This is a genomic window from Streptomyces sp. NPDC053432 (genome assembly GCF_055585365.1).
Genome location: NZ_JBVJKF010000009.1, coordinates 236,323 through 259,627, shown reverse-complemented (window position 1 = coordinate 259,627; position 23,305 = coordinate 236,323). Strand labels below are relative to the sequence as shown.

At 71.5% G+C, this 23,305-nt stretch carries 22 protein-coding genes and 1 riboswitch; of the genes, 8 read left to right on the top strand and 14 right to left on the bottom strand.

What is annotated here, in order from left to right:
* Positions 1 to 136: 136 nt before the first annotated feature.
* From ACZ6Y1_RS17890 to ACZ6Y1_RS17875, 4 genes are all read right to left on the bottom strand, one after another.
* A complete protein-coding gene (locus tag ACZ6Y1_RS17890; RefSeq protein ID WP_469629856.1) occupies positions 137 to 1,630 on the bottom strand; it encodes a glycoside hydrolase family 3 protein in 1,494 nt (497 codons plus the stop codon).
* A gap of 7 nt (positions 1,631 to 1,637) precedes the next feature.
* Positions 1,638 to 2,456, bottom strand: a complete 819-nt coding sequence (locus ACZ6Y1_RS17885; protein WP_469630000.1) for a carbohydrate ABC transporter permease — start codon at positions 2,454 to 2,456, stop codon at positions 1,638 to 1,640.
* A gap of 86 nt (positions 2,457 to 2,542) precedes the next feature.
* Complete coding sequence (locus ACZ6Y1_RS17880; protein WP_469629853.1) at positions 2,543 to 3,562, bottom strand: carbohydrate ABC transporter permease; 1,020 nt, start codon at positions 3,560 to 3,562, stop codon at positions 2,543 to 2,545.
* A 129-nt stretch (positions 3,563 to 3,691) separates the two neighbouring features.
* Positions 3,692 to 4,975, bottom strand: coding sequence for an extracellular solute-binding protein (locus ACZ6Y1_RS17875; protein WP_469629850.1), 1,284 nt, complete (start codon positions 4,973 to 4,975; stop codon positions 3,692 to 3,694).
* A gap of 288 nt (positions 4,976 to 5,263) precedes the next feature.
* Between ACZ6Y1_RS17875 and ACZ6Y1_RS17870 the strand changes: the two genes are divergently transcribed.
* The 3 genes from ACZ6Y1_RS17870 (at position 5,264) to ACZ6Y1_RS17860 (ending at position 8,562) form a co-directional block, all read left to right on the top strand.
* Positions 5,264 to 6,028 carry a GntR family transcriptional regulator gene (locus ACZ6Y1_RS17870; RefSeq protein WP_215146782.1) on the top strand — a complete coding sequence of 255 codons (765 nt, stop codon included), beginning with the start codon at positions 5,264 to 5,266 and terminating at the stop codon, positions 6,026 to 6,028.
* Positions 6,029 to 6,148: 120 nt separating this feature from the next.
* Positions 6,149 to 8,371: a carbon starvation CstA family protein gene (locus tag ACZ6Y1_RS17865; protein WP_469629997.1), complete on the top strand. Its 2,223-nt coding sequence runs from the start codon at positions 6,149 to 6,151 to the stop codon at positions 8,369 to 8,371.
* Positions 8,368 to 8,562 carry a YbdD/YjiX family protein gene (locus ACZ6Y1_RS17860; protein ID WP_469629846.1) on the top strand — a complete coding sequence of 65 codons (195 nt, stop codon included), beginning with the start codon at positions 8,368 to 8,370 and terminating at the stop codon, positions 8,560 to 8,562. The genes ACZ6Y1_RS17865 and ACZ6Y1_RS17860 overlap by 4 nt, the downstream gene beginning before the upstream one ends.
* Positions 8,563 to 8,611: 49 nt before the next feature.
* Here ACZ6Y1_RS17860 and ACZ6Y1_RS17855 read toward each other — a convergent pair whose 3' ends face one another.
* The gene (locus ACZ6Y1_RS17855; protein ID WP_469629843.1) at positions 8,612 to 9,196 is read right to left on the bottom strand and encodes a Uma2 family endonuclease; all 585 of its coding nucleotides are present in this window, start codon (positions 9,194 to 9,196) and stop codon (positions 8,612 to 8,614) included.
* A gap of 78 nt (positions 9,197 to 9,274) precedes the next feature.
* Here ACZ6Y1_RS17855 and ACZ6Y1_RS17850 point away from each other — a divergent pair, with 78 nt between their 5' ends.
* The 3 genes from ACZ6Y1_RS17850 to ACZ6Y1_RS17840 all read left to right on the top strand — a co-directional run bounded on the left by ACZ6Y1_RS17850 (position 9,275) and on the right by ACZ6Y1_RS17840 (position 13,459).
* The gene (locus ACZ6Y1_RS17850; RefSeq protein WP_469629841.1) at positions 9,275 to 9,769 is read left to right on the top strand and encodes a GNAT family N-acetyltransferase; all 495 of its coding nucleotides are present in this window, start codon (positions 9,275 to 9,277) and stop codon (positions 9,767 to 9,769) included.
* 64 nt (positions 9,770 to 9,833) lie between these two features.
* Positions 9,834 to 9,910: riboswitch (adenosylcobalamin-variant (AdoCbl-variant) riboswitch) on the top strand.
* Positions 9,911 to 10,064: 154 nt separating this feature from the next.
* On the top strand, positions 10,065 to 12,440 hold the full coding sequence (locus tag ACZ6Y1_RS17845; protein ID WP_469629838.1) for a ribonucleoside-diphosphate reductase subunit alpha: 2,376 nt from the start codon (positions 10,065 to 10,067) through the stop codon (positions 12,438 to 12,440).
* Positions 12,440 to 13,459: a ribonucleotide-diphosphate reductase subunit beta gene (locus ACZ6Y1_RS17840; protein WP_469629835.1), complete on the top strand. Its 1,020-nt coding sequence runs from the start codon at positions 12,440 to 12,442 to the stop codon at positions 13,457 to 13,459. Before ACZ6Y1_RS17845 ends, ACZ6Y1_RS17840 begins: the two co-directional genes overlap by 1 nt.
* On the opposite strand, the gene ACZ6Y1_RS17835 is transcribed toward ACZ6Y1_RS17840, so the two are convergent.
* Positions 13,411 to 13,617 carry a hypothetical protein gene (locus tag ACZ6Y1_RS17835; protein WP_469629832.1) on the bottom strand — a complete coding sequence of 69 codons (207 nt, stop codon included), beginning with the start codon at positions 13,615 to 13,617 and terminating at the stop codon, positions 13,411 to 13,413. The two genes, ACZ6Y1_RS17840 and ACZ6Y1_RS17835, sit on opposite strands and share 49 nt — an antisense overlap.
* Before the next feature lie 81 nt (positions 13,618 to 13,698).
* Here ACZ6Y1_RS17835 and ACZ6Y1_RS17830 point away from each other — a divergent pair, with 81 nt between their 5' ends.
* Positions 13,699 to 14,670 carry a helix-turn-helix domain-containing protein gene (locus tag ACZ6Y1_RS17830; RefSeq protein WP_469629829.1) on the top strand — a complete coding sequence of 324 codons (972 nt, stop codon included), beginning with the start codon at positions 13,699 to 13,701 and terminating at the stop codon, positions 14,668 to 14,670.
* A gap of 204 nt (positions 14,671 to 14,874) precedes the next feature.
* Here ACZ6Y1_RS17830 and def read toward each other — a convergent pair whose 3' ends face one another.
* From def to ACZ6Y1_RS17790, 8 genes are all read right to left on the bottom strand, one after another.
* Positions 14,875 to 15,513: a peptide deformylase gene (gene def / locus ACZ6Y1_RS17825; RefSeq protein ID WP_469629826.1), complete on the bottom strand. Its 639-nt coding sequence runs from the start codon at positions 15,511 to 15,513 to the stop codon at positions 14,875 to 14,877.
* A 57-nt stretch (positions 15,514 to 15,570) separates the two neighbouring features.
* On the bottom strand, positions 15,571 to 16,572 hold the full coding sequence (locus ACZ6Y1_RS17820) for a tetratricopeptide repeat protein (RefSeq protein WP_469629822.1): 1,002 nt from the start codon (positions 16,570 to 16,572) through the stop codon (positions 15,571 to 15,573).
* A 131-nt stretch (positions 16,573 to 16,703) separates the two neighbouring features.
* Positions 16,704 to 17,972: an HD-GYP domain-containing protein gene (locus ACZ6Y1_RS17815; RefSeq protein WP_469629820.1), complete on the bottom strand. Its 1,269-nt coding sequence runs from the start codon at positions 17,970 to 17,972 to the stop codon at positions 16,704 to 16,706.
* A gap of 11 nt (positions 17,973 to 17,983) precedes the next feature.
* Positions 17,984 to 19,582 (bottom strand): HD-GYP domain-containing protein, encoded by a 1,599-nt coding sequence (locus ACZ6Y1_RS17810; RefSeq protein WP_469629817.1) that lies wholly within the window; start codon positions 19,580 to 19,582, stop codon positions 17,984 to 17,986.
* 192 nt (positions 19,583 to 19,774) lie between these two features.
* On the bottom strand, positions 19,775 to 20,080 hold the full coding sequence (rsrA, locus tag ACZ6Y1_RS17805) for a mycothiol system anti-sigma-R factor (RefSeq protein WP_376659124.1): 306 nt from the start codon (positions 20,078 to 20,080) through the stop codon (positions 19,775 to 19,777).
* The gene (locus tag ACZ6Y1_RS17800; protein ID WP_030709911.1) at positions 20,077 to 20,721 is read right to left on the bottom strand and encodes a sigma-70 family RNA polymerase sigma factor; all 645 of its coding nucleotides are present in this window, start codon (positions 20,719 to 20,721) and stop codon (positions 20,077 to 20,079) included. The genes rsrA and ACZ6Y1_RS17800 overlap by 4 nt, the downstream gene beginning before the upstream one ends.
* A gap of 265 nt (positions 20,722 to 20,986) precedes the next feature.
* The gene (locus tag ACZ6Y1_RS17795; protein WP_469629812.1) at positions 20,987 to 21,625 is read right to left on the bottom strand and encodes an alpha/beta hydrolase family protein; all 639 of its coding nucleotides are present in this window, start codon (positions 21,623 to 21,625) and stop codon (positions 20,987 to 20,989) included.
* A gap of 31 nt (positions 21,626 to 21,656) precedes the next feature.
* Positions 21,657 to 22,475 carry an SOS response-associated peptidase gene (locus ACZ6Y1_RS17790; protein WP_469629809.1) on the bottom strand — a complete coding sequence of 273 codons (819 nt, stop codon included), beginning with the start codon at positions 22,473 to 22,475 and terminating at the stop codon, positions 21,657 to 21,659.
* 53 nt (positions 22,476 to 22,528) lie between these two features.
* Here ACZ6Y1_RS17790 and ACZ6Y1_RS17785 point away from each other — a divergent pair, with 53 nt between their 5' ends.
* Positions 22,529 to 23,242, top strand: a complete 714-nt coding sequence (locus ACZ6Y1_RS17785; protein WP_469629806.1) for a M50 family metallopeptidase — start codon at positions 22,529 to 22,531, stop codon at positions 23,240 to 23,242.
* Positions 23,243 to 23,305 lie beyond the last annotated feature (63 nt).

Below are 23,305 nucleotides of genomic sequence, written 5' to 3'. Positions count from 1 at the left end.
CGTACCCCCCCCCCCCCCCCCCCCCCCCTCCCCCCCCCCCTTTTTCCCCCCCCCCCCCCCCCCCCCCCCCCCCCCCCCGCCCCCCCCCCCCCCCCCCCTCCCCCCCCCCCCTCGGCCGTATCCGCGGCAGCGGGGGTCAGCCCCCCGCGGCCACCCCCGCGATGACCTCTGCCGCCGCCCGTCCGCAGACGCGCGAGGCGCCGTGCGTGGCGATGTGCAGTGCCCCGCGCGGCTCCGCGCGGGGCAGGCCCATCTCGACCACCACCGTGTCCGGCCGGGCCGCGACCAGCGCGTCCAGGGCCCGCGTCATCCACAGGTGCCGGTGCGCGTCGCGGACCACGGCGACGACCGGGCGCTCCCCCGCCGCCGCCAGGACCTCCGCGGCCGTGGCGCCCTGCGGGTAGACCCCGGCCTCCGTGCCCGGGAGCAGCGAGGCCAGCTCCGCGGCCACGCCCCACGGCGTCTCGTCACCCACGGCGATGTTCGCGACGGGGGCGAGCGTGGCGACGTACGGGGTGCTCAGCGGCTTCGCCCCGCCGGTGACGACGAGGGCCCGGCGGGCGGCCTCCAGGCCGATGCCGGACGCGCGGCTCCCCTCCTGCCGCGCGTCCGGCCTCGCCCGGAGGGTCCACTCGGCGAGCGAGCGCACCCGGGCGGCGGCGTCGGCGAGCCGCTCCTCGGCGAGCGTGCCCTCGCGCACCGCCGTGACCAGCGCGTCGCGCAGCCGCAGGACGGTCGCCTCGTCGGCGAGTCCCCCGCCGACGCAGATGGCGTCGGCGCCGGCGGCGATGGCGAGCACGGAGCCGCGTTCGATGCCGTACGTCCCGGCGATGGCGTTCATCTCCATGCCGTCGGTGACGATGAGGCCCTCGTAGCCGAGCTCCCCGCGCAGCAGGCCGGTCAGGATCTGCGGACTGAGCGTGGCCGGGCGGGTCGGGTCGAGGGCGGGCACCAGGATGTGCGCGCTCATCACGGCCTTGGTCCCGGCCTCCATCGCCGCCTTGAACGGGACCAGTTCGCGTGCGGCCAGGGTGGCGAGGTCGACGTCGATGCGCGGCAGCGCGTGGTGCGAGTCGACGCTGGTGTCGCCGTGGCCGGGGAAGTGCTTGGTGCAGGCGGCGACGCCGGCGGCCTGCAGGCCCTCGACGTAGGCGGCGGTGTGCCGGGCGGCGAGGTGGGTGTCGGCGCCGAAGGACCGTACGCCGATGACCGGGTTGTCCGGGTTGGAGTTGACGTCGGCGGACGGGGCCCAGTTGAGGTTGACCCCGCACTCGGCGAGGCGGCGGCCCAGCTCGCGGGCGACCTCGCGGGTCAGCGCGGTGTCGTCGACGGCCCCGAGGGCCAGGTTGCCGGGGAAGGAGGAGCCGGTGCGTACTTCGAGGCGGGTGACGTCGCCGCCCTCCTCGTCGATGGCGACGAGGACGTCGTCGCGCTCGGCGCGCAGCTGCGCGGTGAGCGCGGCGAGCTGTTCGGGCGAGGCGATGTTGCGGCCGAAGAGGCCGACGGCGGTGAGGCCTTCGCCGAGCCGGCGCAGCAGCCAGGCGGGGGCGGTGGTGCCCTCGAAGCCGGGCTGGAGGACCGCGAGGGCGTCCCTCGTCAGCGTGTCTGTGCGGTGCGCAAGGACAGTCATGGTGCCGTTATCCCTTCACGGCGCCGGAGGTCATGCCGCCGACGGCCTTGCGCTGGAGGAAGATGAAGATCAGCAGGACGGGGACCGCGAAGAGCGAGGACGCGGCCATGGTGGCGCCCCAGTCGTTGCCGAAGGCCGTCATGAACTCGGTCAGCCACAGCGGCAGGGTCTGGGCGGTCTTGTCCTTGTTGAGGATCAGGACCATCGCGAACTCGTTCCAGGCGGTGATGAAGCCGAAGAGCGAGGTGGACATCAGTCCGGGGGCCAGCAGCGGGAAGATCACCTTGCGGAAGGCCTGGCCGCGGGTGCAGCCGTCGATCTGGGCCGCCTCCTCCAGGGTCACCGGGACGGCGGCGATGAAGCCGCGCAGGGTCCAGATGGTGAAGGGCAGGATCATCACGAAGTAGATCGCGGTGAGCAGCGGCAGGCTGTTCAGCATCTCGCCGTCGCGGGCGATCATGTACATCGCGATGACCATGACCTCCCAGGGGGCCATCTGGGCCATCATCACCGTGAGGACGAGCCCCTTGCGGCCCCTGAACCTCATGCGGGCGATGGCGAAGCTCGCGGCGAGGGCGACGAGCAGGGCCAGCAGGACGGCGCCGACGGTGACCAGGACGCTGTTGGTGACGTACGTCCAGAAGTTCTCGACCCCGGTGGCCTTGGCGAAGTTGTCCAGCGTCGGGGTGAAGACGAAGACGGGGTCCTTCGTCAGCATCTGGTCGGACGGCTTGAGCGCCGAGGAGAACATCCAGTAGACGGGGAAGACGAAGACCAGGGCCAGCAGCAGCGCGCCGAGGTTCCTGGCGACGGCTCCGGGGCGCAGCGGGCGGCGCGTACGGAGTTTCTGCGCGGGCGCGGGCCGGGTGCCCGCGGACTGCGGGGCGGGCGCCTTCGGGGCGGTGGTCGTGCTCACTGCTCCTCCTCCTGCTTCAGGATCAGGCGGAAGTAGAAGGACATGACGATCACGAGGATGAGGATCGTCAGGACGGAGATCGCGGCGGCGAGACCGTAGTGGGCCTGGCTCTGGCCCTCGACGTAGGCGAAGACAGGCAGGATCTCGGAAGCCCGGTCGGGGCCGCCCTTGTTCATCGCGTAGACCTGGGTGAAGGCCTTGAAGACCCAGATCACCTCGAGGAACGTGGTGATGAGGAAGAAGGGCTTGAGGTTCGGGAAGACGATCTTCCAGAAGGTCTGCCAGCCGTTGGCGCCGTCCATCCGCGCGGCCTCGTACAGCTCGGCGCCGACGGTGGTGAGTCCGGCGTACATGTTGAGCGCGACGAAGGGGATGGAGCCCCAGACGACCAGGACGGTGACGATGACCAGGGTGGACAGGCCGGTCGCCATCCAGTTGTGCTGCTCGTAGCCGGAGAAGCCAGCACTGCGCATGACCCAGTTCATGACGCCGAACTGCTCGTCGAACAGCCACTTGAAGACCTGTACGGAGGCGACGATCGGCATGGCCCAGGCCATTACCAGCGCCATCGACAGGACCAGGCGCATCCACTTGCCGAGCTTGTTCAGCAGGATGCCTATCAGGCTGCCGAGGACCATGATCAGTGCGACGTTGGCCAGGGTGAAGGCGAAGCTGCGGACCACGACGGTCCAGAAGTTCGAGTCGCCGAGCAGCTCGGTGTAGTTGGCGAAGCTGGCGAAGGGGTACTTCCGCTGGATGAACTCGATCTTGTTGATGTCCTGGAAGGACAGGATCACGTTCTTGATCAGCGGGTAGAGCAGGAGGGTCGCGAGGCTGAGCACCGCGGGCCCGATCAGCAGGTAGGGCAGCCACCCCGAGGGGAGCGGCTTTCTGCCCCCGCGAGGAGACGGACGACTGGGGCCGGTCCGGGTGGCGTTCGCCTCGGGCCGTCCGGCGGACTCGAGTGGTGCGTCCTCTGGAGCGCTGGTCGCCGCTCCCTGGGAGTGCACGGTCATGGCTGGCTTCCTCGCGGTTGACTGTGGAGTCAAATGCGCGACCGGGGGCACGGCAGGCGTCTGGGCGCCTGCCGTGCCCCCCGGTGCGTTCACACTGCTGGGTAGTGCTTGCTGCGGTACTGCGGGGTGTTACTTGTTGATGCGCTTGGTGATCTCCGCGTCGGCGGCGGCGCCGGCCTTGGCGGCGTCCTCACCGTTCAGGACCTTGGTCATGAACTCCTTGACGGGGTTCGGCTCGGTCTCGACGTTCGCCCAGCCCGCGGTGACCGGGGTGATCTTGCCGTTGGCGCCGGCCTTGGCCATCGACTCGGCGAAGGAGCCCGCGGCGGGGGCGAAGTTCGCACCCGCCTGGTTCGGGAGCAGCGCGCCCTTGGTCTCGGCGGCGTACTTGGTCATCTGGTCCTTGCCGGCGGCGAGGGCCAGCCACTCCTTGGCGAGCTCCTTGTTCTTGGAGCGCTCGGCCACGGCGAGGTTGGAGCCGCCGAGGAAGACGGTGCCGGGCTTGTCGGCGGTCTTGCCCGGGATCGGGAAGAAGCCGAAGTCGGCCTCCTTGCCCGCGTCCTTGAGGGCCTTCTCCGCTCCGGAGGCCTCCCAGCCGAGACCGATCCAGGAGGCGACGCCGCCCTTGGGGATGATGTCGGTGGACTGCTGCGGGGTGGCCTCGTCCTTGTCCTTCGGGGCGGTGGAGAAGGAGGCGAGCTTCTTGTAGAACTCCATCGCGGAGGCGGCCTGCGGGGTGCCCAGCTGGCCCTTCCACTTGCCGCCGTCCTTGACGGCCAGGTCGCCGCCCTCGTCCCAGATGAAGCCGGCGAGGACGTACCAGCTCTGGCCGGGCAGGTAGATCGGCTGGGTGGCCGGGTCGGCCGCCTTCAGCTTCTCCAGGCCGGCCACCCACTCGTCGCGGGTCTTGGGCGCGGTGACGCCGGCCTTCTCGAAGGCCTTCTTGTCGTAGACGACGACGCGGTTGGCCGCGTACCAGGGAGCGGAGTAGAGCTTGCCGTCGATCTCGGACGAGGCCATCATGCCCTTGGACCAGGCGTCGGCGCCGAGCTTGGCCTTGTCCTTGGTCAGGTCGGCGAGGCCGCCGGTGACCGCGTAGCCGGCGGTCTGGGTGTTGCCGAGCTCAAGGACGTCCGGCGGGTTGTTCTCGGAAAGGGCCGTGGTGACCTTCTCCTGGATGCCGGTCCACTTCTGCTCCTCGACCTTGACCGTGACACCGGGGTGCTTGGCCGAGAACTCCTTGTTGACCTCGTCGAGCCAGGCCTTGGGCGCGGAACCGTCCATCACCCAGACGGTGATCTCCTTGGCGCCACCCGCGTCGGCCTTCCCCTTGTCGTCGCCGCCGTTGCCGCACGCCGCGACTCCGACCATCATGCCCGCGACACCGACCGCCGCAATGAGCTTGCGCTTCACGCCACCCTCCTCGGGGATGCTGCCTGCAACTTCCCTCGCCCGCCGCGGTGACGTACCAAGTACTGCCCGTGGGGCCGGGATCCGATCCATATTGGTGTAGACCAGTAGCTGGAGCTTGGCCTAGACCTTTAGGGGTGTCAAGGGTCTAATGAGCGGGTGTCCGGTCCGTTATCGGACCGACACCTGGACAGAGAGAAAGCCTGTCCCCCCGCACGTGTCACGATGTGACCGCACATATCGGAGGAGCCGGTGACGGCAGCGAAACTGGAGTCGGGAAGGCGGGCGGCGATGGCCACCGAAGGGGCGATCACGGAGCCGGAAGGCGGGGCGGCCACTCGCACGGCGCGTGTACCCAAGTACTACCGACTCAAGCGGCACTTGCTCGACATGACCGAGACACTGCCGCCCGGGACCCCGGTCCCGCCCGAGCGCACGCTCGCGGCCGAATTCGACACCTCGCGGACCACCGTCCGCCAGGCCCTCCAGGAACTGGTCGTGGAGGGACGGCTCGAGCGGATCCAGGGCAAGGGCACCTTCGTCGCCAAGCCCAAGGTCTCCCAGGCGCTGCAACTCACCTCGTACACCGAGGACATGCGGGCCCAGGGCCTGGAACCGACCTCCCAGCTCCTCGACATCGGCTACGTGACGGCCGACGACACCCTCGCCGGGCTACTGAAGATCAACACCGGCGGCCGGGTCCTGCGCATCGAGCGGCTGCGCCTGGCCAGCGGCGAGCCGATGGCCATCGAGACCACCCACCTCTCGGCCAAGCGCTTCCCCGCACTGCGCCGTTCGCTCGCCAAGTACACCTCGCTGTACACCGCCCTGGCCGAGGTGTACGACGTGCACCTGGCCGAGGCGGAGGAGACCATCGAGACCTCGCTGGCCACGCCGCGCGAGGCCGGCCTGCTCGGCACCGACGTCGGCCTGCCGATGCTGATGCTCTCCCGCCACTCCCTGGACGCCGACGGCGAGCCGGTGGAGTGGGTGCGGTCCGTGTACCGCGGCGACCGCTACAAGTTCGTCGCCAGGCTGAAGCGCCCCGCCGTCTGACGAGGGGCGTCCGGCAGTCGCCGTGCCCATACCGTTATACGGACGGGGTCTTACGCTGACCGGCCGATCCCCCGTAGATTCCCTGCGCTTACGCAGATGATCGACGAGGGGACGAGGGTCATGGCCGAACCGGAAGCAACAGGGACACAACGGGACGTGGCGAGTCCGGGCACCACACCCGGCTCGCCCTCTCCGAAGTCCGTCGCCGTATGGGTGCTCGTCGCACTCGTCGGCGCCGCCGGGTGGGGCGTGCTCGCCCTCTCCCGCGGCGAGGAGATCTCCGCCGCCTGGCTGCTCGCGGCCGCGGTCGGCTCCTACGCCATCGGCTACCGCTTCTACGCGCGTTTCATCGCGAACCGCGTGCTGAAGGTGGACGCCACCCGGGCCACCCCCGCCGAACGCCTCGACAACGGTGTCGACTTCCACCCCACCGACCGCCGGGTGCTCTTCGGCCACCACTTCGCCGCCGTCGCCGGCGCCGGCCCGCTCGTCGGCCCCGTGCTCGCCGCGCAGATGGGCTACCTGCCGGGCACCATCTGGATCGTCGCGGGCGTCATCTTCGCCGGCGCCGTCCAGGACATGGTCACGCTGTTCTTCTCCACCCGCCGCGACGGCCGCTCCCTCGGCCAGATGGCCCGTGACGAGATCGGCCCGATCGGCGGAGCCGCCGCCCTGGTCGCCGTGTTCACCATCATGATCATCCTGCTGGCCGTGCTCGGCCTGGTCATCGTGAACGCCCTGGCGCACTCCCCGTGGGGCGTCTTCTCCATCGGCATGACCATCCCGATCGCCCTCTTCATGGGCTTCTACCTGCGCGTACTGCGGCCGGGCCGGGTCACCGAGGTCTCCGTCATCGGCGTCGCGCTGCTGCTCCTCGCCATCGTCGCGGGCGGCTGGGTCGCCGAGTCCTCGCTGGCGTCCACCTTCACGCTGGAGAAGGAGACGCTGGTCATCTGGATGATCGGCTACGGCTTCGTCGCGTCGGTGCTGCCGGTGTGGATGCTTCTCGCGCCCCGCGACTACCTCTCCACCTTCATGAAGGTCGGCACCATCGCACTGATGGCGCTGGGCGTGGTCATCGCCATGCCGACCCTGAAGATGCCCGCGGTCACCGACTTCGCGGCCCGTGGCGACGGCCCGGTCTTCGCCGGGTCGATGTTCCCCTTCGTCTTCATCACCATCGCGTGCGGGGCCCTGTCCGGCTTCCACTCGCTGGTCTCCTCGGGCACCACCCCGAAGATGATCCAGAAGGAGACCCAGGTCCGGGTCATCGGCTACGGCGCGATGCTCACGGAGTCGTTCGTCGCCATCATGGCGATGATCGCGGCCACCATCATCGATCCCGGTCTGTTCTTCGCGGTGAACTCCCCCGGCGGCGTCATCGGCACCACGGTCCAGAGCGCCTCGCAGGCGGTGACCCACTTCGGCTTCGCGATCAGCCCGGAGGCGCTCGCGCAGGCCGCCAAGGACGTCGAGGAGGCGAGCCTGCTCTCCCGCACCGGTGGCGCGCCGACCTTCGCACTCGGAATGTCGGAGATCTTCTCGTCCGTGATCGGCGGCGCGGGGATGAAGGCCTTCTGGTATCACTTCGCCATCATGTTCGAGGCGCTGTTCATCCTGACGACCGTCGACGCGGGCACCCGCGTGGGGCGGTTCATGCTCCAGGACACCCTCGGCAACGTGCACAAGTCCTTCAAGGACGTCAGCTGGAAGCCCGGCGTGTGGATCGCCAGCGCCGTCGTCGTCGGCGGCTGGGGCTACTTCCTCTGGGTCGGCATCAAGGACCCGCTGGGCGGCATCAACCAGCTCTTCCCGCTGTTCGGCATCGCGAACCAGCTCCTCGCCGCCGTCGCCCTGGCCGTCTGCACCACGCTGCTGGTCAAGTCCGGCCGGCTCAAGTGGGCCTGGGTGACCGGCGTTCCGCTGGCATGGGACGTGGCCGTGACGCTGACCGCGAGCTACCAGAAGGTCTTCTCGGACGACGTGAAGGTCGGCTTCTTCGCGCAGCGCGACAAGTACCAGGGCGGGATCGACGCGGGCAAGGTGCTGCCGCCCGCCAAGACCATGGACGACATGCACACCGTGGTCACCAACGCCACGGTGGACGGCGTGCTGTCGGCACTGTTCGCGGCACTGATCATCATCGTGCTGGCCGACGCCGCCCGGACCTGCTTCAAGGCGGTCTCCGACCCGGAGTCGGTGCGGCTGTCCGAGGTCCCGTGGACCGAGTCGAAGATCGTCGCCCCGGCCGGGCTGATCCCGACCGCGGCCGAACGGGCCGAGCTCGCCGCGGCGGGCCTGGACTCGGGCGGCGGACGGGCCAAGGAACCGGCGGCGTCGTGAGCGTGCGCGACGCGCTGGCCCGCGTCCGGTACTTCGTACGGGAGTTCTCGGGCGAGGCGGCCTACGACCGGTACGTAGCCCACGCCCGGTCCCACGACCCGCAGGCGGCCGTCCCCACCCGGCGCGAGTTCGAACGCGCCCGCACGGACGCCCGCGAGGCGGACCCCCGCGAGGGCTTCCGCTGCTGCTGAGCGCAGCCCGAAGGGCCCCGCCGAGTACGGCGGGGCCCTTCGCCGTTCGTCAGCGCACCCAGTCCTTGAGGGGCTCGGTCCGGAGGGTGATCCCGACGGGCTCGGGAAGGTTGACTTCCCTGCCGAAGGGAACGGTGCGGACGGTCTCGTAGCGCTCGCCGTCAGGGTCGCTGTGAACGAGAACCTGGCACTTGAGCCGGTCGATGAGCAGGTACACGGGGATACCGGTCTCCGCGTAGGCGCGCGGCTTCTCGACCCGGTCGCGCCGCTCGGTGTCGGAGTCCCACGAGGTCACCTCGACGGCCATCAGGATCGAGTTCGGATCCACCCAGTCGCCCTGCCCGACGAAGGCGTCTTCGTGTGCCAGGACCCCATCCGGAATGGCGCGCCCTTCCCGGTGCTGTTCGGCCTTGATCCCCTGCCCGGCGTGCAGCCAGAACCCCGGACGGTGTTGGATGCAGATCCGCGACAGCCATACGATGATCCGCCCGTGGTCCCCGTCAGGCATGGCCTTGCTCCTCAGCACCCCACCGATGAATTCCAGTCGCAGCCCCTCCTCCTCGCGGGCCGCTATCCGGGCCAGGTGCTCGAACGCTTCGGTCGTCATGTGGGGGCGTTCGGTCATGACGGTCATGCCTCGCTCGCCTTCCTCGACGGTGCTGCCTCCGACGATAGCGCCGACCGCCGACACCCGTCCGGCACACTCGACCGCATGGACATCCTGATCAGGGCGGCCCGACCCGCCGAATACGAACAGCTCGGCGAGATCACCGCGCAGGCCTACCTGGGCGACGGGCTCCTCGGCTCCGGCGAGGCGTTCTACGCGGGCGTGCTGCGCGACGTCGCCGGGCGGGCCGCCCACGGCGAGGTGCTCGTGGCCGCCCACGAGGGGGCCGTGCTCGGCGGGGTGACCTTCGCCCCGCCCGGGAGCCCGCTCGCCGACATCGCCGGGCCCGGCGAGGCGGAGTTCCGGATGCTGGCCGTCTCCCGGGAGGCGCGCGGACGCGGCGCGGGCGAGGCCCTGGTGCGGGCCTGCATGGCCCGGGCCCGGGAGCTGGAGGGCGTCACGCACCTGGTGCTCTCGACCCAGCGCGGCATGCAGGGCGCCCAACGGATCTACGAACGGCTCGGTTTCGTCCGCACGCCCGAGCGGGACTGGGCGCCCGTTCCCGGGCTGACCCTGCTCACCTACCGTCTGGAGCTGTAACCGCAGCGACACAACATCTAGGGGGTCGCGCAGGACGCGGCCCCCACATGTATGCTCATCCTCGCTGTCGCCGCAGGGGAATCCGGTGCGAATCCGGAACTGTCCCGCAACGGTATGAAAAGTCCGAGGACCTGCCGACGGTGCACCCGGGTCGACCGAACCGGGTGCCGATACGTCCGGGCTTCGAGGTTGGGCCGGTGGACGCCGTGCGGTGTTACGCGTACCTGCCACGCCCGCACGCGCTCCCCCGCGTCCGCCCGCCGTCGCCCGGGCCGAGCGAGGGAGAGCTCCCGCCGTGACCATCGCGCCTTCCGCACCGCGCGCCGAGTCCGTTTCTGGCGACAACACCGAGGGCCCGGGGGCCGCGCTGCTGCGTACCCTCACCGAACTGACGGCGGACCTCCCCGACACCGACCCCGGCCGGGTGGCCGCCGCCGCGCTGCGCGGCCGCAGCTCCACGGCCGACGAGGCCGAACTGCGCGGCCTGGCCACCGAGGCCGCCGCGGGCCTGATCTCCGAGGACCCGGCGTACTCGAAGCTCGCCGCCCGGCTGCTGACGCTGGCCGTCCGCGACGAGGCCGCCGGCCAGGGCTCCACCTCCTTCTCCGGTTCCGTCGAGGTCGGCCACCGCGAGGGCCTCATCGCCGACCGCACGGCCGAGTTCGTCCGCGCCCACGCGGCCCGGCTGGACTCGCTGGTCGAGCACTCCCTCGCCGAGGGCGCGGACGACCGCTTCGGCTTCTTCGGCCTGCGCACCCTGCACAGCCGCTACCTGCTGCGCCACCCCCTCACCCGCCAGGTGATCGAGACCCCGCAGTACTTCATGCTGCGCGTGGCCTGCGGCCTCGCCGCGGACGAGAGCGTCCGGGCCGTCGAGGAGGTGGCCTCGCTGTACCGGCTGATGAGCCGCCTCGACTACCTGCCCTCCTCCCCCACGCTCTTCAACTCCGGCACCCGGCACCCGCAGATGTCCTCCTGCTACCTGCTGGACTCCCCGCTGGACGAGCTCGACTCGATCTACGACCGCTACCACCAGGTCGCCCGCCTCTCCAAGCACGCCGGCGGCATCGGCCTCTCGTACTCCCGCATCCGCGCCCGCGGTTCGCTGATCCGCGGCACCAACGGCCACTCCAACGGCATCGTGCCGTTCCTGAAGACGCTGGACGCCTCCGTCGCCGCCGTGAACCAGGGCGGCCGCCGCAAGGGCGCCGCCGCCGTCTACCTGGAGACCTGGCACGCGGACATCGAGGAGTTCCTGGAGCTCCGCGACAACACCGGTGAGGACCAGCGCCGTACGCACAACCTGAACCTCGCCCACTGGGTGCCGGACGAGTTCATGCGCCGCGTGAACGCCGACGCCGACTGGTCGCTGTTCTCCCCGGCCGACGTCCCCGAGCTGGTCGACCTGTGGGGCGACGCGTTCGACGCCGCCTACCGCAAGGCCGAGGAGTCGGGCCTGGCCCGCAAGACCATGCCCGCCCGCGACCTGTACGGCCGGATGATGCGCACCCTCGCGCAGACCGGCCAGGGCTGGATGACCTTCAAGGACGCCTCCAACCGCACGGCGAACCAGACCGCCGAGCCCGGCACGGTCGTCCACTCCTCCAACCTGTGCACCGAGATCATCGAGGTCACGAACGACGGGGAGACCGCCGTCTGCAACCTCGGCTCGGTCAACCTCGGCGCCTTCGTCGTGGACGGCGGGATCGACTGGGAGCGGATCGACGAGACCGTCCGCACCGCCGTCACCTTCCTCGACCGCGTGGTGGACATCAACTTCTACCCGACCGAGCAGGCGGGCCGCTCCAACGCCCGCTGGCGACCGGTCGGCCTGGGCGCCATGGGCCTCCAGGACGTCTTCTTCAAGCTGAAGCTGCCCTTCGACTCCGCCGAGGCGAAGGCGCTGTCCACGAAGCTCTCCGAGCGCATCATGCTGGCCGCGTACGAGGCCTCGTGCGACCTCGCCGAGCGCAGCGGCCCGCTGCCCGCGTGGCAGCAGACCCGCACCGCGCGCGGCGTCCTGCACCCGGACCACTACGAGACCGAGCTGAACTGGCCGGAGCGCTGGGACGCCCTGCGCGCCCGCGTCGCCAAGACCGGCATGCGCAACTCGCTGCTCCTCGCGATCGCCCCGACGGCGACGATCGCCTCGATCGCCGGCGTGTACGAGTGCATCGAGCCGCAGGTCTCCAACCTCTTCAAGCGCGAGACCCTGTCGGGCGAGTTCCTCCAGGTCAACGGCTACCTGGTGGAGGAGCTGAAGCAGCTCGGCGTGTGGGACGCCCAGACCCGCGAGGCGCTGCGCGACTCCTCCGGTTCGGTCCAGGGCTTCGGCTGGATCCCGGCGGAGGTGCGCGAGCTGTACCGCACGGCGTGGGAGATCCCGCAGCGCGGCCTGATCGACATGGCGGCGGCCCGTACGCCGTTCCTCGACCAGTCGCAGTCGCTGAACCTGTTCCTGGAGACGCCCACCATCGGCAAGCTCAGCTCGATGTACGCGTACGCCTGGAAGCAGGGCCTGAAGACCACGTACTACCTGCGCTCGCGCCCGGCGACGAAGATCGCCCGCGCCGCGCAGGCCGCCACCCCGGTGGCGCTCCCCCAGGCCGTCGACGCCGATGCGCTGGCCTGCTCCCTTGAGAACCCCGAGTCCTGCGAGGCCTGCCAGTAATGAGCAACACCCAGTCCGACAAGAACCTCCTGGACCCGGGCTTCGAGCTCACGCTCCGCCCGATGCGCTACCCCGACTTCTACGAGCGCTACCGGGACGCCATCAAGAACACCTGGACCGTGGAGGAGGTCGACCTCCACTCGGACGTCGCCGACCTCGCGAAGCTGACCCCGGCCGAGCAGCACATGATCGGCCGTCTGGTGGCGTTCTTCGCGACGGGCGACTCGATCGTCTCGAACAACCTGGTGCTCACCCTCTACAAGCACATCAACTCCCCGGAGGCGCGCCTGTACCTGTCGCGCCAGCTGTTCGAGGAGGCCGTGCACGTCCAGTTCTACCTGACGCTGCTCGACACCTACCTGCCCGACCCGGACGACCGCGCGGCGGCCTTCGACGCGGTCGAGGAGATCCCCTCGATCCGTGAGAAGGCGCAGTTCTGCTTCAAGTGGATGGACTCGGTCGAGAAGATCGAGCGGCTGGAGACGCAGGCCGACCGCCGCCGTTTCCTGCTGAACCTGATCTGCTTCGCCGCGTGCATCGAGGGCCTGTTCTTCTACGGCGCCTTCGCGTACGTGTACTGGTTCCGCTCCCGCGGTCTGCTGCACGGCCTGGCCACCGGCACCAACTGGGTGTTCCGCGACGAGAGCTGCCACATGGACTTCGCCTTCGCGGTCATCGACACCGTCCGCAAGGAGGAGCCGGAGCTCTTCGACGAGGAGCTGCGGCAGCAGGTCACCGACATGCTGAAGGAGGCCGTCGAGGCGGAGCTCCAGTTCGGCCGCGACCTGTGCGGCGACGGTCTGCCGGGCATGAACACCGAGTCGATGCGCGAGTACCTGGAGTGCGTCGCCGACCAGCGCCTGGTCCGCCTCGGCTTCCCGCCGGTGTACGGCTCGCAGAACCCGTTCTCCTTCATGGAGCTGCAGGGCGTCCAGGAGCTGACGAACTTCTTCGAGCGCCGCCCGTCGGCCTACCAGGTCGCGGTCGAGGGGACCGTCGACCTGGACGAGGACTTCTGAGCCTTCGAGGGCTCGCACTCCTTCGCCTCCGATCGGCCGGCGGCTGCTTCGCGCAGCTGCCGGTCGATCGTGCGTTCGCGGGCGAGCGCGTACAGGGAGGGGCCGGCGAGGAGGGCCGCGACGGCGAGGACGACGAGGTGGTTCAGGAGCGTGGTCATGGCTCCACTCTCGCGAGAGCGGCGAAAACCGGACAGTGGCAGGACTGTCATGAAAGAGCGAATTACTGCCACACTGGACCCATGCCTCTGAACAACGTCGCCGTGGCCGTGGTCAACGGGGTCGCCCCCTTCGAACTGGGCATCTTCTGCGAGGTCTTCGGGATCGACCGCAGCGCGATGGGCCTGCCGGTGTACGACTTCGCCGTCTGCGCGGTCGAGGACAACCCGCTGCCCGCCGGCGACGGCCACTTCGCCCTCACGCTCCCCCACGGGCCCGAGCGGCTGGAGGAGGCGGACCTGATCTGCCTGCCCGCCGACCGGGAGGCCCCCACCCGGGACTACCCGGAGGCGCTGCTGGGCGCGCTCGACCGGGCCGTGGCGCGCGGCGCGCGGCTGCTGAGCGTGTGCAGCGGCGCCTTCATGCTGGGTGCGGCCGGGCTGCTCGACGGCCGCCGCTGCACCACGCACTGGATGCACGCGCCCGCGCTGGTGCGCCGCTATCCGCGCGCCCTGGTCGACCCCGACGTGCTGTACGTGGACGAGGGCCAGGTCGTCACCGCGGCCGGCACCGCCTCCGGGATCGACGCGTGCCTGCACGTCGTACGGCAGGAGCAGGGCGCGGAGGTGGCCAACACCATCGCGCGGCGGATGGTCGTGCCGCCCCACCGGGACGGCGGCCAGGCCCAGTTCATCCAGCGGCCGCTGCCGCGCACGGCCTGCGACACGGTGGGCGAGGTGATCGCGTGGATGGCCCGCCACCTGGAGGAGGAGATCACCGTCGAGCAGCTGGCGGAGCGCGCGCACATGTCACCGCGCACCTTCGCCCGCCGCTTCCTCCAGGAGACCGGCACCACCCCCTACCAGTGGGTGCTGCGCCAGCGGGTGCTGCTCGCCCAGGAGTTGCTGGAGACCACTGACGAGACCGTCGACGCGATCGCCGGCCACTGCGGCTTCGGCAACGCGGCCGCCCTGCGCCACCACTTCCTGCGGACGCTCGGCACCACCCCGAACTCCTTCAGGCGTGCCTTCCGCGGCCCCCGGGCCGTCGCCTGACCGGATCGCGGCGGCCCCGAGTTGGCTTGAACCGGACCCGTGCGTAGCCGGGCGGCGGCGTACGGTGATTGCGCCCGGCCCGGCCGCCCCGCGCGGCGGTCCGGCCCCACCACTCACACCCGCCCGAGGGGGCCACATGTCCCGCGTCGCCCGCACGACCACCGAAGCCCCGGCCACCGACACGGGCTGGGGCCCGGCGAGGCGTCAGTCGTTGGGAACGGTCTCGTAGCGGGGGGTGCCCTCCGCCATCTGCCGCAGGGCGTCCTTGCGGTCGCGCTTCGAGAGCCGGTCGATGTACAGGTAGCCGTACAGGTGGTCGGTCTCGTGCTGGAGGCAGCGCGCGAAGTAGCCGGTGCCGCGCACCTTGATCGGGTTGCCCTGGGCGTCCTGCCCGGTGACCTCGGCGTAGTCCGGGCGGGCCAGCGAGGCGTAGGCGGTCGGAACCGACAGGCAGCCCTCGTTGGAGTCGTCCAGGACCCGGGTCCCGGCCGGCAGCTCCACCAGCCGGGGGTTGACCACGACACCGGTGTGGCGCACGCCGTCGTCGTCGGGGCAGTCGTAGACGAAGACCTTGGCGTCCACGCCGATCTGGTTCGCGGCCAGGCCCACGCCCTCGGCGGCCTTCTGGCTGGCGAACATGTCGTCGATCAGCTGCGCCAGTTCCTCGCCGAACTCGGTGACGTCCTTGCACTCGCGGTGCAGGACCGGGTTGCCGACCACCGTGATGGGGCGGGCCGTGCCGCGCTCGCGGTGGGCCAGTTCGCGCTCCGCACAGTCCTCGGTGTCCACGACGTACCCGTCGTTCACGAGCTCGCCAACAACCTCGTTCTCCTGCTGCGCCATGTCCGCCGTACGCCTTCCGTAAGTCACCGATGTGCCCGTACAGCCTACGGCCCCTGCTCAGCAGACTTCTTCGAGATCCCGCCACTCGCGGGTGTCCGGGCTGTCGGCGACCCAGCCGTCGAGCAGACCGCGCACGAGGCCGGGCGGGGCCGCGATGCCGCATTCGCGTTCGGGCACCCACAGCGAGCCGGAACCGGCCGTGCGGTGTCCCAGCGGGCCGGGGTGCCCCGGTTCGCTGTGGTCGTGCGGGTCCAGGTGCTCGCCGTCGCCCTCGTCGCTCGGCATCTCGCTCTCCGAGCAGGTCCGGCACAGCAGCCGGACCGACGAGGACCAGTCCTCGGCGGCGAAGCCCGCGTCCGCGGCGAGCTGCTCCAGCGCGTCCCGGTCGGTCTCGCTCGCCGCTTCCAGGAGCACGACCCAGGTGGGCACCGGCGACGGCGCCCACAGCTCGATCTCGTCGAAGACCGGGTACGAGGGGCCGGCCGCGGTGATCCGCTCGCCGTGCGGGACCCCGTCGTGCAGCACGACCTCGCCCCAGCGCCGCCCCGAGGAGGGCAGCGGGATGGAGAGGACCTCCAGCCGGGCCGGGTCCAGCCTGCGGCCCCAGACCACCTCGGCCTCGCCCTCGGGCGAGAGGCGGACCGCGGCGCTGCCGAGCTCCATGCCGACCGGCTCACCACTGTGCTTGCCGCTGCCCGCGCCGGCGTCGCCGGGCACCTTCAGCCCGTACGCCTGCCAGGCCCGCCGCGCCAGCGGCCAGTCCTGGAGCGCGGTGGCGGCGATCCCGACGTTCCACCAGTCCGGGGCGCCCGTCTCGCGGTCCAGCAGGGCCACGGCGCGCAGCCCGGCGGCCCTCGCCTGCTCCCAGTCGTGCCGGAACTTGTGGAGCAGGGCCAGGTTGAACCAGGACTCGGACAGCCAGGGTTCCAGGTCCGCTGCCCTGGTCAGGAGCGCACCCGCGTCCTCGTACCGACCGTCGCCGATCAGCGTGAACGCGCGGTCGGTGGCCTGCCGCCACGAGGCGGAGGGCCTATGCCGTACCTTCCCGAAGATCCTCACGATTCCCGCCTGCCTGGGGGCACCTCCCAGCGGTGGCTGGGGGACTCTGGTGCAGCCTTGCGGACACTCTCACGGTCGCTCTTACTGGCATCCAACCATGCCCACTCGGACGGCCGCTCATTACCCATGGGTTACCCCGGTGGTACAGGAACAACTCTGTCACGTCCACTCCTGGCCAGAACCCTCGCCAGGCACTCCACGACCTCGGGCTGGTAGTCCCGCCCGGTGCCCAGCCGCAACTGCTCCAGGGCGGCCAGTGAGCCGCCCGGGTGACGGCCCCCGCCCGCGGCGCCGGTGAGGTCCTCGTACGCGTTCACCACGCGCACGATCCGGGCGGCGACGGGCTGCTCGCGGTACGGGTCGGCCTGCCGTTCCACCACCACGGCGACCTCGGCCGGCACCCCGGTCTGGCGGGCCACCTCCCCGCCGAGCTCGGCGATGCGGCGGGCCTCGGCGGCGGGCAGCTCGGCGGTGGCCCCGTCGGGGACCGGGTCGACGAGGGAGAGCTGCCCGATGTCGTGCATGAGCGCGGCGTACTCCAGCACCGTGAGCTCCCGCTCCGACAGCCCCAGCTCCCGGCCGACGGCGCAGCTCAGGGCGGCGACGCGGCGGGAGTGGCCGGGCCGGGTGTAGCCGGCGATCTCGGTGGCGCGGGCCAGGGAGGTGATCGTCTGGCGGTAGGTGGTGCGGATCGCGGCGATCCGGTGGAAGGACAGCTGCGTGAGCAGCAGGGGCACGCTGAAGACGGGGACGGCCCACAGCCCCGCGACGGCCACGCCGAGCGCCACCACGACGCCGGTGGCGCAGATCGCCGCGCCGATGCCCAGCTGGGCCCTCAGCTCGTCGCGCAGCAGCGGCCCGTACGGCCAGCCGGTCCGGCCACCGGCGAGCGCCGCGGCGAGCACGGCGTCGCACAGGGCGGTGAGGCCCAGGATGCAGAGCAGGAAGACGACGAGGTACGGGCCGTGGCCGCCCCACTCCCCCAGCCGGCCCGAGTTGTGGAGCGGCTGGAAGCAGACGGCCGCGAAGGCGACCGTGAGGACCCGGCGCGACAGGTGGTCGAGGGCCGGCCCGCGCCCGCGGGCGACGTGCGGGACGATCCCGGCGAGCGCGGCCGCGACGACGACGGCGACGATCTGGAGCACCCCGTGGTGGGTGGGCTGCCCGGCGTTCTGGCCGAGCAGGGCGTAGGCGAGGGCCCCGGCGGAGGCGAGGGGGGCGGGTCGGACGCCCGCGCCCTCGTCCGGCCGGCCGGCCCCCGGGTCCCTGCGGGCGAGCTCGCCGACGGTGATCATGACGCCGAAGGCCAGGGCGGCGCCCGGCTCGTGGACGCCGTTCCACAGGGTGTGCCCGAGGGCGACGGCGGTGAGCACCCCGGCGGCCCCCCGCACGCCCCACACGGCCGACGCCCTCACCGGGCGCCGTCGGCCGGGACACCGGCCCCGCCGCCGCCCGTGTCGCCGGGGAGCGGCGGGGCCGTCCCGGCGCGCCCGTCCCGGGAACCCCGCACCACGGCCCCGGCCCCGGCCCGGGGCTGCGGGCCGGCGGCCCCGCCGGACGGCGGTGTCGTGCCCTGCGCCGGCATGGCGGCCAGGGCGCCGTGTTCCGGGTCCGCCCCTGCGGCGGGCGCACGGCCGGCGGGAGCATGGGCCGCGGGGACGCCGCCCGGGAGCACCTGGAGGTCCTCGTCGGAGGTGACCACCGGGTGCCAGCCGTGCCGGCCGATGGCTTCGGCGAGGGCGCCGACCATCGCCGCGTCGAACTGGGCCCCCGCGCACCGCTCCAGCTCGGCGAGCGCGGTCGCCACCGGCCGGGCCCGGCTGTAGGAGCGGGTGGAGGTCATCGCGTCGAAGGCGTCGGCCACGGCGACCACCCGGGCCAGCACCGGGATCTGCTCGCCGGTCAGACCGTACGGGTAGCCGGAGCCGTCGACCCGTTCGTGGTGGTGCAGGATCGCCGCCCTGGCCTCGTCGAGGAAGCCGATGCCGCGCACCATCTCGTGTCCGTACTCGGGGTGCAGTTCGATGATCCGGCGCTCCTCCGGGGTGAGCGGCCCGTCCTTGCGCAGCAGCCTGGTGGGGACGCCCAGTTTGCCGACGTCGTGCAGGATCCCGGCGATGCGGACGACTTCGAGGCGGTCCTCGGCCATGCCCAGCTCGCGGGCGATCATCGCCGAGGCCTGGCCGACCCGCTCGCTGTGGCCGCGGGTGTACCGGTCCTTGATGTCGACGGCCTGGACGAGGGCGCGGATGGTGGCCCGGTGGGCGGCGCGCTCGCGGTGGTACTGGGCGAAGACCCAGCAGGAGATGTACATCGGCAGCAGCACCAGCAGCGCGGCCGGGAGGCCGTACGGGCTGCGCCACATGACGGCCATCATCAGTCCGGCGAGGCCGTGGACGCAGTGCGGGGCCAGGGAGCGGGTGAGCAGGCCGCGCCAGGCCGTGGCGGCCGGCCGGTGCTCCGCGGCGGCCAGGATGGCCCCGTCGAGGGCGGTGAGCACCAGGCAGAAGGCGACGGCAGCGACCGCCGCGGGGAGCAGCACGTAGGGGAAGTCCGCGACCCAGCCGGGCGGGCCCGAGCCCGCGGACACCGGATCCGTGCGCGCCGGCCCGCCCAGGGCGGCGGGGCCGCGCAGCAGCCCGTACGTCTGCCCGGCGGCCCAGGCGGCTGTCGCGTGCTGCGCCCCGTGCCAGACGCGCCGCACCACGGCGGGCCGCTGGACGACGGTGCCCGCGAGCCCGCCGGGCAGCGCGACGAGCGCGGCGGCGGCGGGCGGGAGCAGGAAGACGGCGGCGAGCAGGACCGGGAAGAAGGCGCCGATGCCGTCGGGGACGCGGCTGCCGAGCAGGCGACGGACCTTGACGAGTTCGCAGCCGAGGTAGAGCACGGCGAGCGTGGCCACGGCGGGCCAGGGCGTGGCGGAATCCGTGAAGGCGGGCGCGCAGCACGCGACGGCACCGAGGACGGCGCACACGATGTACACGCGCGCCACCGGCGGAAGTACCCGCATGGCGCTCTCCTCCCCTGTGCCGTGCACACCCGGTACCGAATCAAACCAGTACCGGTTGGGGAGAATAAGTGGGGCCCCGCGCGAAGTGGGCCACATTTTCGGATTGCGCCGAGCGGGCGCCCCCGGATTAACACCTTCGGGTGAACGAAGTGGCCTTCCGGGGGCGGTTGTTCAAACGGAGGGCGGGCCGGGTCAGCCCGTGACCGGATTCTCCGCCGTGACGTCGTGTTCGGGAACGGCCTGCCCCGATCTGATCAGCTCGATCCGGCCCATGACCTTCGACCGCAGGTCGGTCGGCACGTCGTCCGACCCGCAGCAGCGCTTGACCAGTTTCTTGACGGCCTGCTCAAGGCCGTACTTCTCCAGACAGGGATTGCACTCGCCGAAGTGGGTCTCGAACTTCGTGCAGTCACTGTCCGGCATCTCGTGGTCGAGGAACTCATAAAGGTGGTCAAGCACCTCAGAGCAGTCCGTCTCGTGCGGCTCTCCGCAACTCATGAGCCCGAGCCTTTCCGGTCGTTCGACTCTCCCGCGCCGGCGGGTACCAGCCCGCGCTCACGGGCATAGTCCTCCAGCATTCCGCGGAGTTGACGGCGGCCACGGTGCAGTCGTGACATGACCGTACCGATGGGTGTACCCATGATGTCGGCGATCTCCTTGTACGCAAAGCCCTCTACGTCTGCAAGGTAGACCGCGATGCGGAACTCCTCCGGAATGGCCTGGAGCGCTTCCTTCACGTCCGAATCGGGCAGGTGGTCGAGCGCCTGCGATTCGGCGGACCGCAAGCCCGTCGACATGTGCGACTCGGCGCGCGCCAGCTGCCAGTCCTCGATCTCCTCCGCGGCGCTGCGCTGGGGCTCGCGCTGCTTCTTGCGGTAGGAGTTGATGAACGTGTTGGTCAGAATGCGGTACAGCCACGCCTTAAGGTTGGTGCCCTCGCGGAACTGGTGGAAGGACGCGTATGCCTTCGCGTACGTCTCCTGGACCAGGTCCTCGGCGTCGGCCGGATTGCGCGTCATGCGCAGCGCGGCCGAGTACATCTGGTCGAGGTAGCCGAGGGCGTCCCGTTCGAAGCGCGCGTTGCGCTCCGGGGTCGTCTCCTCCGCGTGGCCTTCGTCGGTCCCAGCGACAGGACCCACCTCCTCCGACAGCGTGGCGGCTCCGAAAGCGGACCCGCTCGAATCGGAGAATAGTCGACCTTCCCGGCCCTCCGCCGCCCGAAGCTCACTGCGCTTGGGCCCCGGCAGAACCGTCCAGTCCAGGTCAACGGCATGCGTCCGGCTCTGGCTGATGACCTGGGTCATGCGCTCCCTCTCCTCCGACGATTTCCCGTACGTACCGACATCCGGCACAACAGAAGGGCGCGGCGGCGCATTCCCGCCCGGGGAACGGGTTTCGGCGATCTCACACGGGGAGCGCCCGGAGCCATTTCCCGACGGCCGTGGTGATCATCGCGAGGGCCTCGTCCTGGGGGACACCGGCCTTCTTCGGCACGGCGAAGCCGTGGTCGGCGCCGGGAACGGCCACCAGCTCGTGCCCTCCCGCGGGGAATTCCTCGGGCCGCCCGAAGGGGTCCCGGCCGCCCTGGACCACGAGGGTGGGCCGCCCGGCCCCGGTGAGCTCGTCGGCCCTGGACTTCTCGGGGCGGCCCGGCGGGTGCAGCGGGAAGGCCAGCGCCAGCACCCCGGCCGCGCCCAGTGCGGCGGCGGTGCGGCACGCCACCCGGGCCCCGGCGCTGCGGCCGCCCGCGACCACCGGCAGGCCGGGCGCCGCGAGGACCGGCCACAGCGCGCGCCAGCCCTCGTCCAGCACCTTGGGCGCGGCGGCGACCTTCTTGCCGGCGACCCGCCAGGGCTGTTCCACGAGGGCCACGGTGACGCCCTGCGCCGGGAGGGCGGCGGCGAGCGCCTGCAGGTCGCGGGCCTCGATGCCGCCGCCGGCCCCGTGGCTCACGGCGAGTACGAGCCTGGCCTCCGGGGCGGTGTGCCAGGTGACGCGGGCCTCGCCCGCGGGGGTGTCCACGCTCTCGGTACGGGTGCTCATGGCTCCCATCCTGCCCGCAGCCCGGGCGGGGTCAGAAGAGCGTGCCCTCCTCCGGCGCGGCCAGTTCCACCAGCAGCTCCGGCCCGTTGTTGCGCACGTTGCTCGCGGCGGTGGAGACCGGGTAGGCCCGCATCAGGCCGCCCGGCGGGGGCGCGAGGAGCTGCTGGAGGGAGCCCTCGGTGTCGGTGTTCGCCGGGTCCAGCCAGGCGTCCCAGCGGTCCGGGGTGAGCATGAGCGGCATCCGCGGGTGGATCTCGGAGAGCGAGCGCGGCCCTTCGGCGGGCGCCACGCCCAGCGGTGCGGTCTCGGCCTCGGTGGTGATCACCGAGCAGGTGGCCCACCAGGCGAGGGGGTGCTGGTCGGGCAGGGCCGGGTCCCGCCAGAACTCGTAGATCCCGGCCATGGCGAAGACCGAGCCGTCGGCGGGGAGGACGAAGTAGGGCTGCTTGCGGGCCCTCTTCTTCTTCCCCTCGACCTCCAGCTGCCGCTCGTCGTGCGCGGTGACCCACTCGTAGTACCCGTCGGCGGGGACGATGCAGCGGCGCTGGGCGAAGGGGCGGCGGAAGGAGGGCTTCTCCGCGAGGGTCTCGGAGCGGGCGTTGATCATCCGGGCGGCGCCGTCGGGGTTCTGGGCCCAGGAGGGGACCAGGCCCCATTTCAGGACGCGCAGCTGGCGAACCGGACCGCGCTCGGGAGCGTCCTTCAGAGGACGGTCGAGGACGACGTGGACCTCTTTCGTCGGCGCCACGTTCCAGTCGGGGGCCAGGGTCTCCGCCGGCTCCCACCGCTCGATGCCGAACGCCTCCACCAGTTCCTCGGGCGCCCGCCCGGCTGCATACCTTCCGCACATGGCTGCCACACTGCCATGTCGCTCGAACAAGACCACGAGGAGTCCGCCACTTCATGGACAGCAGCACGATGGCCGGTCTCTGGGACCGGCTCACGGGTATACAGACGGCGCCCGACCGGTGGCTGGTCGCCGCGACCGGCGTGGTCGCCCTGGCCACCGTGGCCTACGGACCGGTGTGGCGGGTGCTGCGCAACGCCGTGACCATCGCCCACGAGGGCGGCCACGGACTGCTGGCCAAGCTGACCGGACGCCGCCTCGACGGGATACGGCTGCACTCCGACACCAGTGGGGTCACCCTCAGCTACGGCAAGCCGACCGGCGTCGGCATGGTCCTGACCGCCGCGAGCGGGTACACGGCGCCTTCGCTGCTCGGGCTCGGCGGGGCGCTGCTGCTGTCGGCGCACCGGATCACGCTGCTGCTGTGGGTGGCGACCGCCCTGCTGGCGGTGATGCTGGTGAAGATCCGCAACGCCTACGGGGTGCTGACGGTGGTGCTGACCGGCGGCACCTTCGTGCTGGTGTCCTGGCTGGCCCCGGCCGAGGTGCAGGCCGTGTTCGCGTACGGGGTGGTGTGGTTCCTCCTGATGGGCGGGGTCCGGCCGGTGTTCGAGCTGGGGGCCAAGCGGCGGCACGGGGGCGCGCCGGATTCGGACGCGGACCAGCTGGGGCGGCTGACGCATCTGCACCCCGTGGTGTGGCTGCTGTTCTTCCACGTCGTCGCGCTGTGCTCGCTCACCGGCGGAGGACGCTGGCTTCTCGGCCTCTGAGACGGTTCGGCCATGGTGCCGTGATCAAGATCCGGGGGCCCGCGGAGCCACTAAAGTGGGGGC